Source organism: Azotobacter salinestris, from assembly GCF_009363155.1.
Taxonomy (GTDB): Bacteria; Pseudomonadota; Gammaproteobacteria; order Pseudomonadales; family Pseudomonadaceae; genus Azotobacter; species Azotobacter salinestris.
Genome location: NZ_CP045302.1, coordinates 453,528 through 469,444 on the forward strand (window position 1 = coordinate 453,528; position 15,917 = coordinate 469,444).

At 61.2% G+C, this 15,917-nt stretch carries 14 protein-coding genes; 13 read left to right on the forward strand and 1 reads right to left on the reverse strand.

The window, feature by feature from the left end; all coding sequences use genetic code 11:
* Positions 1-16: 16 nt before the first annotated feature.
* Positions 17-379, reverse strand: coding sequence for an ATP-dependent Clp protease adapter ClpS (clpS, locus tag GCU53_RS02210; RefSeq protein WP_152386165.1), 363 nt, complete (start codon positions 377-379; stop codon positions 17-19).
* Positions 380-603: 224 nt separating this feature from the next.
* On the opposite strand from clpS, the gene cspD reads away from it, so the two are divergent.
* The 13 genes from cspD (at position 604) to GCU53_RS02275 (ending at position 15,861) form a co-directional block, all read left to right on the forward strand.
* Positions 604-882: a cold shock domain-containing protein CspD gene (gene cspD / locus GCU53_RS02215; protein WP_152386166.1), complete on the forward strand. Its 279-nt coding sequence runs from the start codon at positions 604-606 to the stop codon at positions 880-882.
* A gap of 585 nt (positions 883-1,467) precedes the next feature.
* Positions 1,468-3,693 (forward strand): NADP-dependent isocitrate dehydrogenase, encoded by a 2,226-nt coding sequence (locus GCU53_RS02220; RefSeq protein ID WP_152386167.1) that lies wholly within the window; start codon positions 1,468-1,470, stop codon positions 3,691-3,693.
* Between the two features lie 262 nt (positions 3,694-3,955).
* Entirely contained in the window at positions 3,956-4,390 is a 435-nt protein-coding gene (locus GCU53_RS02225; RefSeq protein WP_152386168.1) for an NUDIX hydrolase, read from the forward strand.
* A 71-nt stretch (positions 4,391-4,461) separates the two neighbouring features.
* Positions 4,462-5,580, forward strand: a complete 1,119-nt coding sequence (gene mnmA / locus GCU53_RS02230) for a tRNA 2-thiouridine(34) synthase MnmA (RefSeq protein WP_152386169.1) — start codon at positions 4,462-4,464, stop codon at positions 5,578-5,580.
* Positions 5,577-6,200, forward strand: a complete 624-nt coding sequence (hflD, locus tag GCU53_RS02235) for a high frequency lysogenization protein HflD (protein WP_152386170.1) — start codon at positions 5,577-5,579, stop codon at positions 6,198-6,200. The genes mnmA and hflD overlap by 4 nt, the downstream gene beginning before the upstream one ends.
* 94 nt (positions 6,201-6,294) lie before the next feature.
* Positions 6,295-7,665: an adenylosuccinate lyase gene (purB, locus tag GCU53_RS02240; protein WP_152386171.1), complete on the forward strand. Its 1,371-nt coding sequence runs from the start codon at positions 6,295-6,297 to the stop codon at positions 7,663-7,665.
* A 78-nt stretch (positions 7,666-7,743) separates the two neighbouring features.
* On the forward strand, positions 7,744-8,910 hold the full coding sequence (locus GCU53_RS02245; RefSeq protein ID WP_152386172.1) for a ribosomal protein uL16 3-hydroxylase: 1,167 nt from the start codon (positions 7,744-7,746) through the stop codon (positions 8,908-8,910).
* Positions 8,903-9,328, forward strand: a complete 426-nt coding sequence (locus tag GCU53_RS02250; protein WP_152386173.1) for a GNAT family N-acetyltransferase — start codon at positions 8,903-8,905, stop codon at positions 9,326-9,328. Before GCU53_RS02245 ends, GCU53_RS02250 begins: the two co-directional genes overlap by 8 nt.
* Positions 9,329-9,457: 129 nt before the next feature.
* On the forward strand, positions 9,458-10,267 hold the full coding sequence (locus GCU53_RS02255) for a secretin N-terminal domain-containing protein (protein WP_152386174.1): 810 nt from the start codon (positions 9,458-9,460) through the stop codon (positions 10,265-10,267).
* Between the two features lie 275 nt (positions 10,268-10,542).
* Positions 10,543-12,141 (forward strand): isocitrate lyase, encoded by a 1,599-nt coding sequence (locus GCU53_RS02260; RefSeq protein ID WP_152386175.1) that lies wholly within the window; start codon positions 10,543-10,545, stop codon positions 12,139-12,141.
* 175 nt (positions 12,142-12,316) lie between these two features.
* Positions 12,317-14,305 carry a PhoX family protein gene (locus GCU53_RS02265; RefSeq protein ID WP_152386176.1) on the forward strand — a complete coding sequence of 663 codons (1,989 nt, stop codon included), beginning with the start codon at positions 12,317-12,319 and terminating at the stop codon, positions 14,303-14,305.
* A gap of 457 nt (positions 14,306-14,762) precedes the next feature.
* Entirely contained in the window at positions 14,763-15,176 is a 414-nt protein-coding gene (locus tag GCU53_RS02270) for an NADH-quinone oxidoreductase subunit A (RefSeq protein ID WP_152386177.1), read from the forward strand.
* Between the two features lie 10 nt (positions 15,177-15,186).
* Positions 15,187-15,861 (forward strand): NuoB/complex I 20 kDa subunit family protein, encoded by a 675-nt coding sequence (locus GCU53_RS02275; RefSeq protein ID WP_152386178.1) that lies wholly within the window; start codon positions 15,187-15,189, stop codon positions 15,859-15,861.
* The last annotated feature ends 56 nt before the right edge of the window (positions 15,862-15,917 follow it).

Consider the following 15,917-nt stretch of genomic DNA (forward strand, 5'->3'; position numbering starts at 1 on the left):
ACCCAAGCGGTCGGCATTAACCGTCCTTCTCGATCTCACAGAGCAGCGGATGCTGGCATTCCCTTGCATATTGGTTGACCTGCATGGCCTTGGTTTCCGCAACGTCACGAGTAAACATTCCACACACTGCCCGCCCCTCTGTATGGACAGTCAGCATGACTTTCGTTGCCAACTCGCGGTTAAGGTTGAAAAATTTCTCCAGCACTTCGACCACGAAATCCATCGGCGTGTAGTCGTCGTTGAACATTACCACCTTATACATGGGTGGCACCTTCAGCGCAGGCTTGGATTCCTGCACGACCAGCCCATAAGAGTCGTCCTCGTGCGGCTCTGGACGGTCCTGACAGAATGTTAGTCGAATCTCAGTGCTTGCGAACATGCTGGACAAGCTTCCGGTTGAACGAATACGGATACTAGAGGGATTTAGCACGCTCAGGCAGCCAAGCACAGCCCCGCCTTGACTATCGGCCAAACAATGATAAAAACAATGGGTACCCAAGAGGGTGTTCAGGGGTCCGATCATGTCCCGGCTAAGGTCGAGCGTGGTAAGGGGCCAAGGCGGATGATACTCCAGTGACGGAGTCTTTGCAGAGGGATGTCGGCATGCTAAGCGGCAAGGTCAAGTGGTTCAACAACGCAAAGGGATATGGATTCATCGTGGCAGATGGCCGCGACGAAGATTTGTTCGCCCATTATTCGGCCATTCAAATGGATGGCTACAAGACCTTGAAAGCCGGTCAGGCGGTGACTTTCGAGCTACTGCAAGGCCCAAAGGGGCTTCATGCAATCAATATCCGCCCCTGCCCGGCGCCGGCCGAGAACTCGGCCAAGCTCAGCCTGACACAACCATCCTCCCTTACGGATATTGCCGGCACTTTATAGGCTGAGGGCCAGGCGCCCTACAACACAGGCGGGCTCGTTTCGCACAGCGCTGATCACCGATCAGCGCTGGCCAGACCAGCCCGCAGCGCGCGTCAAAAATCAGGTGGAGCTCTGCCAGAAAAAAGCAGATCTGCCTGAGTCAGGCAGCTTCTTGCAGCAAGCATCAACCGGACCCGCTCCAGCCAGCCCGAAACAATCCGCCCCCTCCCATACCTCAGAACCAGCAAAGCTCGGAGCCTCGCCAGCACCCGACCCTGCCAGCGTCGCCGAAACAGAAGCGCTGACGCAGTATCCCCTTCAAAAACCCACGAATGCAAAAGACATGTCGCACTGATATACTCGGCGCAACTGAAAGGACATTGGATCCAGAGCCATTCTGGAATGAGCCACTCTAAACCCAAGCAGCATGCAGACTTGAACCTGGCAACTACCGCCCTTGGCAAATCTCGACCCAAGGCACCCGGGACTTCCCCAGGAACCTCGACTTTACGCTCATTGATGCCTTTAGGCGGCTTCGCCTACCCTGCGAGCATCAAGAGTTTGTGCACTTGCAAATGTAGCAATACAGAGGGGTTAACGTAAAAAATGTCCACATCGAAGATTATCTATACGCTCACTGACGAAGCACCCGCACTGGCAACCTACTCTCTGCTTCCCATCATTAAAGCGTTTACCGGATCTTCAGGTATCGCCATTGAAACCCGCGATATCTCCCTTGCAGGCCGCATCATCGCAACCTTTCCCGAATATCTGAGCGACGACCAGAAAATCTCCGACGATCTGGCCGAGCTGGGAAAACTGGCCACCACGCCTGAAGCCAACATCATCAAGCTGCCGAACATCAGCGCCTCCGTCCCGCAGCTCAAGGCCGCGATCAGGGAACTCCAGCAGCAAGGCTACAAGCTCCCGGATTATCCCGAAGAGGCCAAGACCGACACGGAGAAGGACGTCAAGGCCCGCTACGACAAGATCAAGGGCAGCGCGGTGAACCCCGTCCTGCGTGAGGGCAACTCCGACCGTCGCGCACCGCTGTCCGTCAAGAACTACGCCCGAAAGCATCCCCACAAGATGGGTGCATGGAGCGCAGACTCCAAGTCCCATGTGGCCCACATGAACAGTGGCGACTTCTACGGCAGCGAGAAGGCTGCCCTGATCGATAACGCTGGCAGCGTGAAAATCGAGCTGATCGCCAAAGATGGCACCAGCACCGTCCTGAAGGCGAAGACTGCCGTCCAGGCCAGCGAAATCATCGATTCCTCGGTGATGAGCACGAAGGCTCTGCGCAGCTTCATCGCTGCCGAAATCGAAGATGCGAAGAAGCAGGACGTACTGCTGTCCGTACATCTGAAGGCCACCATGATGAAGGTATCCGACCCCATCATGTTCGGCCAGATCGTGTCCGAGTTCTACAAGGACGCACTGACCAAGCATGCCGACGTGCTGAAGCAGACCGGCTTCGACCTCAACAACGGCATCGGTGATCTCTACGCCCGGATCAAGACCCTTCCCGAAGAGAAGCAGAAGGAAATCGAAGCCGACATCCAGGCGGTTTATGCCCAGCGCCCGCAGCTGGCCATGGTGAACTCCGACAAGGGCATCACCAACCTGCACGTGCCGAGCGACGTCATCGTGGATGCCTCGATGCCGGCGATGATCCGTGACTCGGGCAAGATGTGGGGCGCCGATGGCAAACTGCATGACACCAAGGCCGTCATCCCCGATCGCTGCTATGCCGGTGTGTATCAGGCGGTTCTCGAGGACTGCAAGCAGCACGGCGCCTTCGACCCCACCACCATGGGCAGCGTACCCAACGTCGGCCTGATGGCCCAGAAGGCCGAGGAATACGGCTCCCACGACAAGACCTTCCAGATTCCGGCAGACGGCGTAGTCCGTGTGACCGACGAAAGCGGTAAGGTCCTGATGGAGCAAAACGTCAAGACCGGCGATATCTGGCGCATGTGTCAGGTGAAGGACGCTCCGATCCAGGACTGGGTCAAGCTGGCCGTCAACCGCGCCCGCGCCACCAATGCTCCGGCAGTGTTCTGGCTGGACCCCGCACGTGCCCACGACGCCCAGGTGATCGCCAAGGTCGAGCGCTACCTGAAGGATCACGACACCAGCGGTCTCGACATTCGCATCATGTCGCCGGTCGAGGCGACTCGCTTCTCGCTGGCTCGCATCCGCGAAGGCAAGGACACCATTTCCGTTACCGGCAACGTCCTGCGCGACTACCTGACCGACCTGTTCCCAATCATGGAACTGGGCACCAGCGCCAAGATGCTCTCGATCGTCCCGCTGATGAGCGGTGGCGGCCTGTTCGAAACCGGCGCGGGCGGCTCGGCTCCCAAGCACGTCCAGCAGTTCCTCGAAGAAGGCTATCTGCGCTGGGATTCGCTCGGTGAGTTCCTGGCTCTCGCCGCATCGCTGGAGCACCTGGGCAACGCCTACAAGAACCCGAAGGCACTTGTCCTGGCCAGCACCCTGGACCAGGCTACCGGCAAGGTCCTCGACAACAACAAGTCGCCGGCGCGCAAGGTTGGCGAGATCGACAACCGCGGCAGCCACTTCTACCTGGCACTCTACTGGGCCCAGGCACTGGCCGCGCAAACCGAGGACAAGGAACTGCAGTCTCAGTTCGCCAACCTCGCCAAGAGTCTGACCGACAGCGAGACCACCATCGTTGGCGAGTTGGCTGCAGCCCAAGGCAAGCCCGTGGATATCGGTGGCTACTACCATCCGAATACCGAGCTGACCAGCAAGGCCATGCGCCCGAGCGCTACTCTCAACGCAGCTCTGGCGACTCTCGCATAAGACGCCACGCCAAGCGTTAGGGAGGCGAGCCGTCTCGCCTCCGCCGCCTGACCGAACCCCGGCTTCACAGCCGGGGTCCTTGTTTCAGCCTCCCTATCAGCCACTATGGCAGCTTGCGTGAAGGTAGATCCGCCTCTAGCTTCACCCACAAGAAGATGGCGCCACTCGCCGCCCCCATCCTGGCAATAAAATTTCATCATGCCGCCGCAAAAGATGGTGCCGCGTATAATGCACAACCATCAGCAAGCATCCGGACCCATTTATGGATTGGCAGGCACACGTCACCGTCGCTACTATCGTGGAAGACAACGGCCTCTTCCTTCTGGTAGAGGAACTGCAGGACGGGCGCCCTGTCCTCAATCAACCCGCCGGACACCTCGAACCCGACGAGAGTCTGACCGAGGCCGCCCTGCGTGAGACCCTGGAGGAAACCGGCTGGCAGGTAGAACTCACGGCGGTGATCGGTATCTACCTCTACAGCGCTCCCAACGGCGTGACCTATCAGCGCGTCTGCTTCGCTGCGCGCCCCCTGCAGCCAGTCGCCGGCTATGAACTCGACGAGGGCATTATTGGCCCCCGCTGGCTGAGTCGCGAGCAGTTGCTTGCGCACCGGGAATGCTGGCGCAGCCCACTCGTGCTGCGCTGCATTGACGACTACCTGAGCGGAGAGCGCTTCCCGCTGAGCCTTATTCGCTGAACGGTTCGCATCTTCGCAGCCAGACCCACGACCCTGATAGAATCCTCCCTTTTCAGGACCCGACTCTTCCTATGCATGACCCCGCCCATACCCGCGTGATCGTCGGCATGTCCGGCGGCGTGGACTCTTCCGTTTCCGCCCTCCTGCTCCTGCAACAGGGATATCAGGTGGAAGGCCTGTTCATGAAGAACTGGGAGGAAGACGACGGCACCGAATATTGCACGGCCAAGGAGGACCTTGCGGACGCACAGGCCGTCTGCGACAAAATCGGCATCAGGCTGCATACCGCCAACTTCGCTGCCGAGTACTGGGACAACGTATTCGAGCACTTTCTCGCCGAGTACCAGGCCGGGCGCACGCCGAACCCGGACATCCTGTGCAACCGCGAAATCAAGTTCAGGGCCTTCCTCGATTACGCACTGTCGCTTGGTGCCGACATGATAGCAACAGGGCACTACGTGCGGCGGCGCGATACCGAGAGCAGAACCGAACTGCTCAAGGGGCTGGATCCCAACAAGGACCAGAGCTATTTCCTGCATGCCGTGGGTGGCGAGCAACTGGCCAAATCCTTGTTTCCGATCGGGGAGCTGGAAAAGCCGGCTGTGCGCGCCATCGCCGAGCTGCATGGACTGGCCACGGCCAGGAAAAAGGACTCCACCGGGATCTGCTTCATCGGCGAGCGTCGCTTCAGTGATTTTCTCAAGCAGTACCTGCCTGCCCAGCCAGGCCCCATCGAGACCACCGACGGCAAGGTTATCGGCCAGCACCATGGCTTGATGTATCACACCATTGGCCAGCGCCAGGGGCTCGGCATCGGCGGGATGAAGGATGCTGCCGATGACCCCTGGTATGTGCTGGCCAAGGATCTGACTCGCAATGTATTGATCGTCGGCCAGAGCAATCAGCACCCCTGGCTGTTCTCCCGGGCTCTGCACGCTTCGGAGATGTTCTGGGTGAATCCGCTCGACTTTCCGCTCCCGCGCCCCCTGACCGCCAAGGTTCGTTATCGACAGAGCGACCAGACCTGCACTCTGGAAAAGACCGCCGGCGGCTTCCGTGTCCTGTTCGACGAGCCCCAGCGCGCCGTGACTCCCGGTCAATCGGTGGTGCTCTACGATGGCGAGATCTGCCTGGGAGGCGGCGTCATCGAGTGGGCCGAGCCCTGGAGCCGCGAGGACAAGCAGCCATGACACCCAGACAGGAACAACTGGTCGCCCTCGGCGCCGTGTTCGAGTCGGCCTACCTGGTCGACAGGATCGCCAAGACCGGGCTGGCCGGCGAGGCCAATCTCGCCTGCATGCTCGGCAGTCTGCTGATTCGCAATCCCGGAGACACTCTCGAGGTCTTCGGCGGCGACGACCTCAACCTGCGCGATGGCTACCGAGCCTTGGCCAGTGCGCTCGAACGCAACCCGCAAAGCCTGCAACGCGAACCGTTACGCTACTCGCTGGCGCTGGTCACCCTGGAACGGCAGTTGGACAAGCACAGCGACATGCTGCAGCACATGGGGCAGCGATTGGATCAGATCCAGCTGCAGGTTCAACACTTGGGCTTAACTCACGAGAGCGTGATCGCCGCCTTCGCCTCCCTTTACGAAGAAACACTGAGCACCTTCCGTCAGCGCATCCAGGTGCACGGTGAGATGCGTCACCTGCAGAACTCCGGCAATGCCGCCAAGATCCGTGCCCTTCTGCTCGCCGGCATCCGTTCGGCACGCCTGTGGCGCCAGCTCGGCGGACATCGCTGGCAGTTGGTGTTCAGCCGCCGCAAACTGCTTGACGACCTCTATCCGCTGATGCGACGCAGCTGAGGGCCCGGACGACCGAAGATTGCGTTCGGTCGCCTCTTCGCCTTCGTGTATCATTGCAGCCCTTTTTGTAGCCCGACTGTCCGAGACCTCCCCCATGCAGCTCTCCTCGCTCACCGCGGTGTCCCCCGTCGATGGCCGCTACGCCGGCAAAACCAGTGCCCTGCGCCCGATCTTCAGCGAATTCGGACTCATCCGCTTCCGCGTCATGGTGGAGGTCCGTTGGCTGCAGCGCCTGGCCGCCCACAGCGGCATTCCCGAAGTCGCGCCCTTTTCCGCCGAAGCCAACGCCTTGCTGAATCAGCTGGCCGAAGACTTCCAGCTGGAGCATGCACAACGCATCAAGGAGATCGAGCGTACCACCAACCACGACGTGAAGGCCGTCGAATACCTGCTCAAGGAGCAGGCTGCCAAGCTCCCGGAACTGGCAGGGGTAAGCGAATTCATCCACTTCGCCTGCACCAGCGAGGATATCAACAACCTGTCCCACGCCCTGATGCTGCGCGAAGGTCGCGACAGTGTGCTGCTGCCGCTGATGCGCCAGCTGACCGAAGCCATCCGTGCCCTCGCCGTGCAGTTCGCCGACGTGCCGATGCTGTCGCGTACCCACGGCCAACCAGCCTCGCCGACCACCATGGGCAAGGAGCTGGCCAACGTGGTCTATCGTCTCGAGCGGCAGATCGCGCAGGTCGCGGCCGTGCCGCTGCTGGGCAAGATCAACGGCGCCGTGGGCAACTACAACGCCCACCTGTCCGCCTACCCGGATGTCGACTGGGAAGCCAACGCCCGCGAATTCATCGAAGGCGACCTCAGCCTGAGCTGGAACCCCTACACCACGCAGATCGAGCCGCACGACTACATCGCCGAGCTGTTCGACGCCATCGCCCGCTTCAACACCATCCTGATCGACTTCGACCGCGACGTGTGGGGCTACATCTCCCTCGGCTACTTCAAGCAGAAGACCGTGGCCGGCGAGATCGGCTCCTCGACCATGCCGCACAAGGTCAATCCGATCGATTTCGAGAACTCCGAGGGCAACCTCGGCATTGCCAACGCCCTGCTCCAGCACCTGGCTAGCAAGTTGCCGATCTCCCGCTGGCAGCGCGACCTGACCGACTCCACCGTGCTGCGCAACCTCGGCGTCGGCCTGGCCCACAGCCTGATCGCCTACGAAGCCACCCTCAAGGGCATCGGCAAGCTGGAGCTGAACGCTCAGCGCCTTGCCGAAGATCTGGATGCCTGCTGGGAAGTGCTGGCCGAGCCCATCCAGACAGTGATGCGTCGCTATGGTGTCGCCAACCCCTACGAAAAGCTCAAGGAACTGACCCGCGGCAAGGGGATCAGCCCCGAAGCGCTCAAGACCTTCATCGACACCCTGGACATCCCCGCAAGCGCCAAGGCCGAGCTGCACAAGCTGACCCCTGCCGCCTACATCGGCAATGCGATCGCCCAGGCCAAGCGCATCTGATTTCGTCTCGTCATCTCCACGCCCGGCAGTGCCGGGCGTTTTTATTTTCAGCTCTCCTTGTAGAGCAAGGGATTAGTCATGACTTCTGATCTTCCACTTCAATTTTTGGGCGGCATCAGCGCACGCGAGTTCCTGCGCGACTACTGGCAGAAAAAGCCCCTGCTGATCCGTCAGGCCATCCCCGGTTTCGAAAGCCCCATCTCGCCGGACGAACTGGCCGGCCTGTCGCTCGAGGAAGAAGTCGAGTCGCGCCTGATCATCGAGCACGGTACCCATCCTTGGGAACTGCGTCGCGGCCCGTTCGACGAGGAAACCTACCAGAACCTGCCCGAGCGCGACTGGACCCTGCTGGTCCAGGCCGTCGACCAGTTCGTTCCCGAAGTCGCCGAACTGCTGGAAAACTTCCGCTTTCTGCCCAGCTGGCGCATCGACGACGTGATGATCAGCTATGCCGCTCCCGGAGGCGGCGTAGGGCCACATTACGACAACTACGACGTATTCCTGCTGCAGGGTTACGGCAAGCGGCGTTGGCGGACCGGCCAGATGTGCGACAGCAACAGCCCGTTGCTGAAGCATGCCGATCTGCGCATCCTCGCCGAATTCCAGAGTGGCGAGGAGTGGGTGCTGGAACCCGGCGACATGCTTTATCTGCCGCCCCGCCTGGCCCACTTCGGTACCGCGGTCGATGATTGCATGACCTATTCGGTGGGCTTCCGTGCCCCCAGTGCAGCGGAAGTGCTGACCCATTTCACCGACTTCCTGGCCCAGTTCCTGCCCGACGAGGAGCGCTACGGCGATCCGGACATACGCCCCTGCGAGGACCCGCACCAGATCCAGCGCGACGCCCTGGAGCGCCTCAAGAACCTGATCCAGGAACACATGGGCGACGAGCGCCTGCTGCTCACCTGGTTCGGCCAGTTCATGACCGAACCGCGCTATCCCGAACTGGTCGCTGGCGCGGAAATGCCGGAGCAGGACTTCCTGGCCAGCCTGGAGGAAGGCGGCGTGCTGATCCGCAACCCGAGCGCCCGCCTGGCCTGGTCAGAGGTTGGCCAGGACCTGCTGCTGTTCGCCAGTGGCCAGAGCCGTCTGCTCCCCGGTCGCCTGCGCGAACTGCTCAAGCTGATCTGCAGCGCCGATGCCCTGCATGCAGACAACCTCGCTTCCTGGGTAGCGGATGAGGACGGCCGTCAGCTCCTCTGGCAACTGCTCGTGCAAGGCAGTCTGGAGTTTGCCGATGACTGAAATCCGGGTGCGGATCGCCGATTGGCAGAAGGACAATGACGATATCCGGCGAATCCGCGACAGCGTTTTCATCGCCGAACAAGCGGTTCCCCCCGAGCTGGAATGGGATAGCGAGGATGAAGAGGCCGTCCACTTCCTCGCCTTCGCGGGAAAATTCGCCGTGGGAACGGTACGCCTGCTGAGAGACGGACATATCGGCCGTGTTGCAGTGCTCAAGGACTGGCGCGGCCTGAAGATCGGCAATGCATTGATGCACGCGGCGATCGCCGAAGCCGGGAGCCGCGGCCTCCACCACCTGGTCCTGAGCGCCCAGGTACACGCCATACGCTTCTACGAACGCCTGGGATTCGTGATAGTCAGCGATGAATACCTCGATGCCGGCATCCCCCATGTGGAGATGGTGCGCCAGGCCGACTGAGCCCTGCGAACGTCCTGCACGCCCCTCCCCGGCGGGCATGCAGGACGTGACCTGCGCTCCTCCCCTGCAGACTCCCCCCGCCCCATCCCCCTAGAATGTCGGCATACTGGTTTCCCTGCCGAGTTCCCCATGAAGATCCGCAGACTGCTCGTCGTGTTGCTGACGCTTTCCTCCCCCTGTGCACTGGCCACCACCGAAATCATCCAGCTGAATCACCGGATGGCCGACGAGATGCTGCCCATGGCGCGCTCGGTGATCGGCGATGACGGGCGGATCCATGCCCATGGCAACCAGCTCATCGTCAATGCCCCGGCGGCGCAGGTGCAGGAGCTGCGCGCACTGCTCGAGCAGTTGGACACGCCTCCCAGACGTCTGCTGATCACCATCGACAGCAGCGAGGCGCGGAGCGGCGGGCAGCGCGGCTACGCCGTGGACGGTTCGATCGATGCCGACAGCATGGAAATCCAGACCGGCCGCGGCCAAATCCATGGCGAGAACCGGATGCGCATCCTGAATCGCAGCACTGACAGGCAAGGCGATGCCCTGCAACGGATTCAGGCCACCGAAGGCTACCCGGCACTGATCCAGAGCGGCCAGAGCGTGCCGCTGCGCAGCACCCAGATCGGTCCCTACGGACAGGTATACCGCGAGACCTACTATCGGGATGTCACCCGCGGGGTCTACGTTACCGCGAGGATCTCCGGCGAGATCGTGCATATCACCTTGAGCAGCAGCAATGAACAGTTGGATCCCTCCCGGCCCGGGGTGATCGATGTCCAGCAGCTGGAGACCCAGGTCAGCGGCCGCCTGGGCGAATGGATCGATCTCGGTACCAGCAGCGAAAGCCGCAGAAGCGACCGCCAGGGCGTACTGCGCCAGTACTCCGCATCTACCCGCGAAGAACTATCCCTGCGCCTGCGGGTCGAGGTTCTGGAATGAGGAGCACGCATCATACCTTCGTGTAGTGTGCGTAAAATTTCACTACAAATTCGTTGACGGCGAATGCCTCCCTAGGCATGATTGCCTCGCTCCCGCTAACCAGGGGCCCTGGCAAGGGTCTCCGGAGCCCGCTCCAGCCAACCAGCCGAGCTAGCTCTTTGCCTGTACTGCCCACAAGGTTCGACGTTTTACCGCGTGTTGTCCGTATCGATCATCGACTACATGCAGGTTCAGGTGGGAATCGCTCAACCATTTCCAACTTTGAAGGATCGACCATGTCTGCATATCAAAACGAGATCAAGGCCCTTGCTGCCCTTAAAGAGAAGTACGGCAGCGCCTGGAGCGCCATCAACCCGGAATACGCCGCTCGCATGCGTATCCAGAACCGCTTCAAGACCGGTCTGGACATCGCCAAGTACACCGCAGCCATCATGCGCAAAGACATGGCTGAGTACGACGCCGACTCCTCCGTCTACACTCAGTCCCTGGGTTGCTGGCACGGCTTCATCGGTCAGCAGAAGCTGATCTCCATCAAGAAGCACCTGAAGACCACCAACAAGCGCTACCTGTATCTGTCCGGCTGGATGGTTGCTGCCCTGCGCTCCGAGTTCGGCCCGCTGCCGGATCAGTCCATGCACGAGAAGACTGCCGTTTCCGGCCTGATCGGCGAGCTGTACACCTTCCTGCGTCAGGCTGACGCCCGTGAGCTGGACCTGCTGTTCACCGCCCTGGACGCTGCCCGCGCTGCTGGCGACAAGGCCAAGGAAGCCGAGATCCAGGCTCAGATCGACAACTACGAAACCCACGTAGTACCGATCATTGCCGACATCGACGCCGGTTTCGGTAACGCCGAAGCGACCTACCTGCTGGCCAAACAGATGATCGAAGCCGGTGCCTGCTGCATCCAGATCGAAAATCAGGTTTCCGACGAGAAGCAGTGTGGCCACCAGGACGGCAAAGTGACCGTTCCGCACTCTGACTTCCTCGCCAAGATCAACGCTGTTCGCTACGCCTTCCTTGAGCTGGGCGTTGATGATGGCGTGATCGTTGCCCGTACCGACTCCCTGGGTGCTGGCCTGACCAAGCAGATCGCCGTGACCAACGAGCCGGGCGACCTGGGCGACCTGTACAACAGCTTCCTGGACGGCGACTACATCGAAAGCGCTGCCGACATCGCCAACGGCGACGTGGTTGTCAAGGCCAACGGCAAGCTGCTCAAGCCGAAGCGCCTGGCTTCCGGCCTGTTCCAGTTCAAGGCTGGCACTGGCGAAGACCGTTGCGTTCTGGACTGCATCACCTCCCTGCAGAACGGCGCCGACCTGCTGTGGATCGAAACCGAGAAGCCGCACGTTGGCCAGATCAAGGGCATGGTTGACCGCATCCGCGAAGTCGTCCCGAACGCCAAGCTGGTGTACAACAACAGCCCGTCCTTCAACTGGACCCTGAACTTCCGTCAGCAGGTGTTCGATGCCATGGTTGCCGAAGGCAAGGACGTGTCCGCCTACGATCGCGCCAAGCTGATGAGCGTCGAGTACGACGAAACCGAACTGGCCAAGGTTGCAGACGAGAAGATCCGCACCTTCCAGCGCGATGGTTCCGCTCACGCCGGCATCTTCCACCACCTGATCACCCTGCCGACTTACCACACCGCCGCGCTGTCCACCGACAACCTGGCCAAGGGCTACTTTGCCGAAGAAGGCATGCTGGCCTACGTGAAGGGCGTTCAGCGTCAGGAACTGCGTCAGGGTATCGCCTGCGTCAAGCACCAGAACATGGCTGGCTCCGACATCGGCGACAACCACAAAGAGTACTTCGCTGGCGAAGCTGCTCTGAAGGCAAGCGGTAAAGACAACACCATGAACCAGTTCCACTGATCGGAACCCGTTCGCACCTGGCGTGCCCCCTCGACATCCCCCGGCTCTGCCGGGGGATGTTTTTGCTTCCAAAAGGCGATTAGGTACCGCTCGCCCTCCCCCCTCGCTGTCACTCTCCTGTCGTACGCCCCCTTTAGGGTTGTCTCTGTTCTCCCCCCATAGACGGAGCTATCTCGTGAGGACCGACAAAGACGCCGCCCCGTTCGGTGATGGCGATGAAGTACCCAGCAACCACTCGGGCAACCCACATATCAGCGACCTGATCCAGGGCATCAGCCGCCGCCATGTGATTACCGGTGGCATGGCCATGGGTATGCTGGCCTTTCTTGGCGTGGGCGTGCCGCGGGCATGCAATGCCGGTGCGGCCCAAGGCCTGCTCAAGCAACCCAGTAGCCTGACCTTCTCAGCGGTGGCAGCGACACGCGCCGATACCGTTACCGTACCCGAAGGTTACCGGGCCAAGGCCTTCATTCCCTGGGGCACGCCGATCTGTGGCAGCTATCCGGCCTATCGCGACGACGGCAGCAACACGGCAGAAGAGCAGGCCCAGCAGACCGGCATGCACCACGACGGCATGCATTACTTCCCCATCGATGCGCAGAACGGCAAGGGGCACAACAGCGAGCACGGCTTGCTGGTGCTCAACCATGAATACATCGATGCACCGCTGCTGCACCCCAACGGCCCGAGCCTGGTCGACGGCAAGCGCACAGTGCCCGAAGAAGTGCGCAAGGAAATCAACGCCCACGGTGTCTCGGTGGTGGAAATCCACCGTACCCCCAATGGCGACTGGGAAGTGGTCGGCAATTCGAAATTCGGCCGGCGCATTACCGCCGCCACCCCGATGGAGATCCAGGGACCCGCGCGCGGCCATGCCCTGCTGCGTACCCGTTACAGTCCGGACGGCACTGCTACCCGCGGCACCCAGAACAATTGCGGCAATGGCTTCACGCCCTGGGGCACCTACCTGACCTGCGAGGAAAACTGGGCAGGCTATTTCGCCAGCAAGGACAGCGAAAAACCCCGGGAATTGGGCCGCTACGGCGTGGACAACAGCAGTCGCTATGCCTGGGAAACCCTGGATGGCGATGAGTTCCAGCGCTTCGATGCCACCCGCACGGCTGCGGATGCGAGCAGCGACTATCGCAACGAACCCAACCACTTCGGCTGGATCGTCGAGATCGATCCCTTCGATCCAAAGTCCGTGCCGGTCAAGCACACTGCCCTCGGACGTTTCGCCCACGAAGGGGTGATCTTCGCTCCCGCCAGGCCCGGCAAGCCCGTGGCCTGCTATTCGGGCGACGACTCGCGCAACGAGTACATCTACAAATACGTCAGCCACGGCAAGTTCCGTCCGGGTCATGCCGACAACAGCCGCCTGCTCGACGAGGGCACCCTCTATGTGGCCCGCTTCAACGCCGACGGCAGCGGCGACTGGCTGCCCCTGGATATCCAGGACCCGGCCTTCCAGGCTGCCTGCGCCGCCAAGGGCGTCAGCTTCGCCGATCAAGGTGACGTCCTGATCAATACCCGCACGGCCGCCGATGTCGTGGGCGCGACCAAGATGGACCGCCCGGAATGGGGCGCCGTGCATCCGGAGACCGGCGAGGTCTACTTCACCCTCACCAACAACACCAACCGGACCGAAGCCGACGCGGCCAACCCGCGGACCAACAACGTCTACGGCCACATCATCCGCTGGCAGGAAGAAAACCAGGAGCACGCCGGCACCCGCTTCGCCTGGAATATCTTCCTCCTGGGCGGTCCGCAGAGCGATAGCCACGGACCGGACGGAGAAGCGCTCAACGCAGACAGCATCCACGCCAGTCCGGACGGACTCTGGTTCGATCCCGAGGGACGTCTGTGGATCCAGACCGACATGAGCGGCAGTCAACTGAGTTCGGGGCCCTTCGGTAACAACCAGATGCTGGTCGCCGATCCGGAAAGCGGCGAGCTGAAGCGTTTCCTGGTTGGCCCCGTCGGTTGCGAGGTCACCGGCATCACCGCCACGCCGGATTTCCGCACGCTGTTCGTCAACATCCAGCACCCCGGCGAAGGCTCGACTCCAGACCGGCTGCTCAGCACCTGGCCGGACGGCTCGGGCAAGCGGCCACGCGCCGCGACGGTGGTCATCACCCGGGACGGCTGGCGACGGGTACTGTGATCTCTGGCCCCACAACGGCATGACCGGCCCTGGCCGGTCATGTTCTCTTGGCCCACCTCATGTCGCCAGCGAAAGGCCGGTTTCGAAATCATGGCAAGCACGGCCATGGCCAACTGTCCGGACCTGCGGCTGTGAAATTTGCTTTTTCGGTAGATACGCTATTGTGAAATGAATGGCATCAGCTCTCTTGAAAAACATTTTTACGCGGTGAGGTGCGCCCGGATCTTTCAATCACATAGATAGATAGCAAGCCAATAATACAGGCCTTAAAACCTTCCTCGCGCCGTGACTGGCGTCACGCCAAGGAAAGTGCGCAGCGTGTCTTTTTGTAACAAAAAATTGATTTGGAACAATATTTTCGGGGCTGCCCGAGCATAGAGTGGCCGCCCACAGCAGCTGCTACATTTTGACGCAGCCATTCATCCTTTAAGCCGTGCCTTGATCAAGGAGTCCCGGCATGCCTGAAGCCGTTGCCACGCTCTCTCACAACTGGGGATTTGCAGTTTTCCTGTTAGGCGTCGCAGGCCTGTGTGCCTTCATGCTCGGCGTTTCCCGCCTGCTCGGCAGCAGAGCGGTCGGACGCAGCAAGAACGAACCCTTCGAATCCGGCATCGTGCCCACCGGCGGCGCACGTCTGCGCTTCTCGGCAAAATTCTATCTGGTCGCGATGCTCTTCGTGATCTTCGACGTCGAAGCCCTATTTCTCTTCGCATGGGCGGTATCGGTTCGCGAAAGCGGCTGGGCCGGCCTCATCGAAGCAACGATTTTCATAGCAATTCTGTTGGCGGGTCTTGTCTATCTCTGGCGGATCGGTGCCCTCGACTGGGCCCCGGAAGGCCGCCGCAATCGGCAGGCGAAGCTGAAACAATGAGGCTTTGGCAATGCAATACAAACTCACCAGGATCGATCCGGATGCCTCCTACGAGCAATATCCGATCGGCGAGCGGGAAACCGTAAACGACCCGACCGAGGGCCAGGTCCACCGCAGCATTTTCATGGGCAAGCTGGAAGACGTGCTGAGCGGTGCGGTCAACTGGGGCCGCAAGAACTCCCTGTGGCCCTACAACTTCGGTCTCTCCTGCTGCTATGTGGAGATGACCACCGCCTTCACCGCCCCCCACGACATCGCTCGCTTCGGTGCCGAAGTCATTCGCGCCTCACCGCGACAGGCCGACTTCATGGTCATCGCCGGAACCTGCTTCATCAAGATGGCGCCGATCATCCAGCGCCTCTACGAGCAGATGCTCGAGCCGAAGTGGGTGATTTCCATGGGTTCCTGTGCCAACTCCGGCGGCATGTACGACATCTACTCGGTGGTTCAGGGTGTCGACAAGTTCCTCCCCGTAGACGTCTACATTCCCGGCTGTCCCCCGCGCCCCGAAGCCTTCCTGCAGGGGCTGATGCTGCTGCAGGAATCCATCGGCCAGGAGCGCCGGCCTCTGTCCTGGGTCGTCGGCGACCAGGGCATCTATCGTGCCGAGATGCCCTCGCAACGGGAACTGCGCCGCGAACAGCGTATCCAGGTCACCAACCTGCGCAGCCCCGACGAAGTCTGAGCCGGCCTTTCCGCGCCCCTCCGCGCGGCAGGCCCTGGCTCATTCTGTCCGTTGAC

Excerpts from the sequence above, each read along its gene's own strand:
- purB (WP_152386171.1), top strand. The coding sequence starts at position 6,295 with ATGCAGCTCTCCTCGCTCACCGCGGTGTCCCCCGTCGATGGCCGCTAC.
- GCU53_RS02275 (WP_152386178.1), top strand. The coding sequence starts at position 15,187 with ATGCAATACAAACTCACCAGGATCGATCCGGATGCCTCCTACGAGCAA.
- GCU53_RS02270 (WP_152386177.1), top strand. The coding sequence starts at position 14,763 with ATGCCTGAAGCCGTTGCCACGCTCTCTCACAACTGGGGATTTGCAGTT.
- cspD (WP_152386166.1), top strand. The coding sequence starts at position 604 with ATGCTAAGCGGCAAGGTCAAGTGGTTCAACAACGCAAAGGGATATGGA.
- GCU53_RS02245 (WP_152386172.1), top strand. The coding sequence starts at position 7,744 with ATGACTTCTGATCTTCCACTTCAATTTTTGGGCGGCATCAGCGCACGC.
- clpS (WP_152386165.1), bottom strand. The coding sequence starts at position 379 with ATGTTCGCAAGCACTGAGATTCGACTAACATTCTGTCAGGACCGTCCA.
- GCU53_RS02220 (WP_152386167.1), top strand. The coding sequence starts at position 1,468 with ATGTCCACATCGAAGATTATCTATACGCTCACTGACGAAGCACCCGCA.
- GCU53_RS02225 (WP_152386168.1), top strand. The coding sequence starts at position 3,956 with ATGGATTGGCAGGCACACGTCACCGTCGCTACTATCGTGGAAGACAAC.
- GCU53_RS02255 (WP_152386174.1), top strand. The coding sequence starts at position 9,458 with ATGAAGATCCGCAGACTGCTCGTCGTGTTGCTGACGCTTTCCTCCCCC.
- GCU53_RS02260 (WP_152386175.1), top strand. The coding sequence starts at position 10,543 with ATGTCTGCATATCAAAACGAGATCAAGGCCCTTGCTGCCCTTAAAGAG.
- hflD (WP_152386170.1), top strand. The coding sequence starts at position 5,577 with ATGACACCCAGACAGGAACAACTGGTCGCCCTCGGCGCCGTGTTCGAG.
- GCU53_RS02250 (WP_152386173.1), top strand. The coding sequence starts at position 8,903 with ATGACTGAAATCCGGGTGCGGATCGCCGATTGGCAGAAGGACAATGAC.
- mnmA (WP_152386169.1), top strand. The coding sequence starts at position 4,462 with ATGCATGACCCCGCCCATACCCGCGTGATCGTCGGCATGTCCGGCGGC.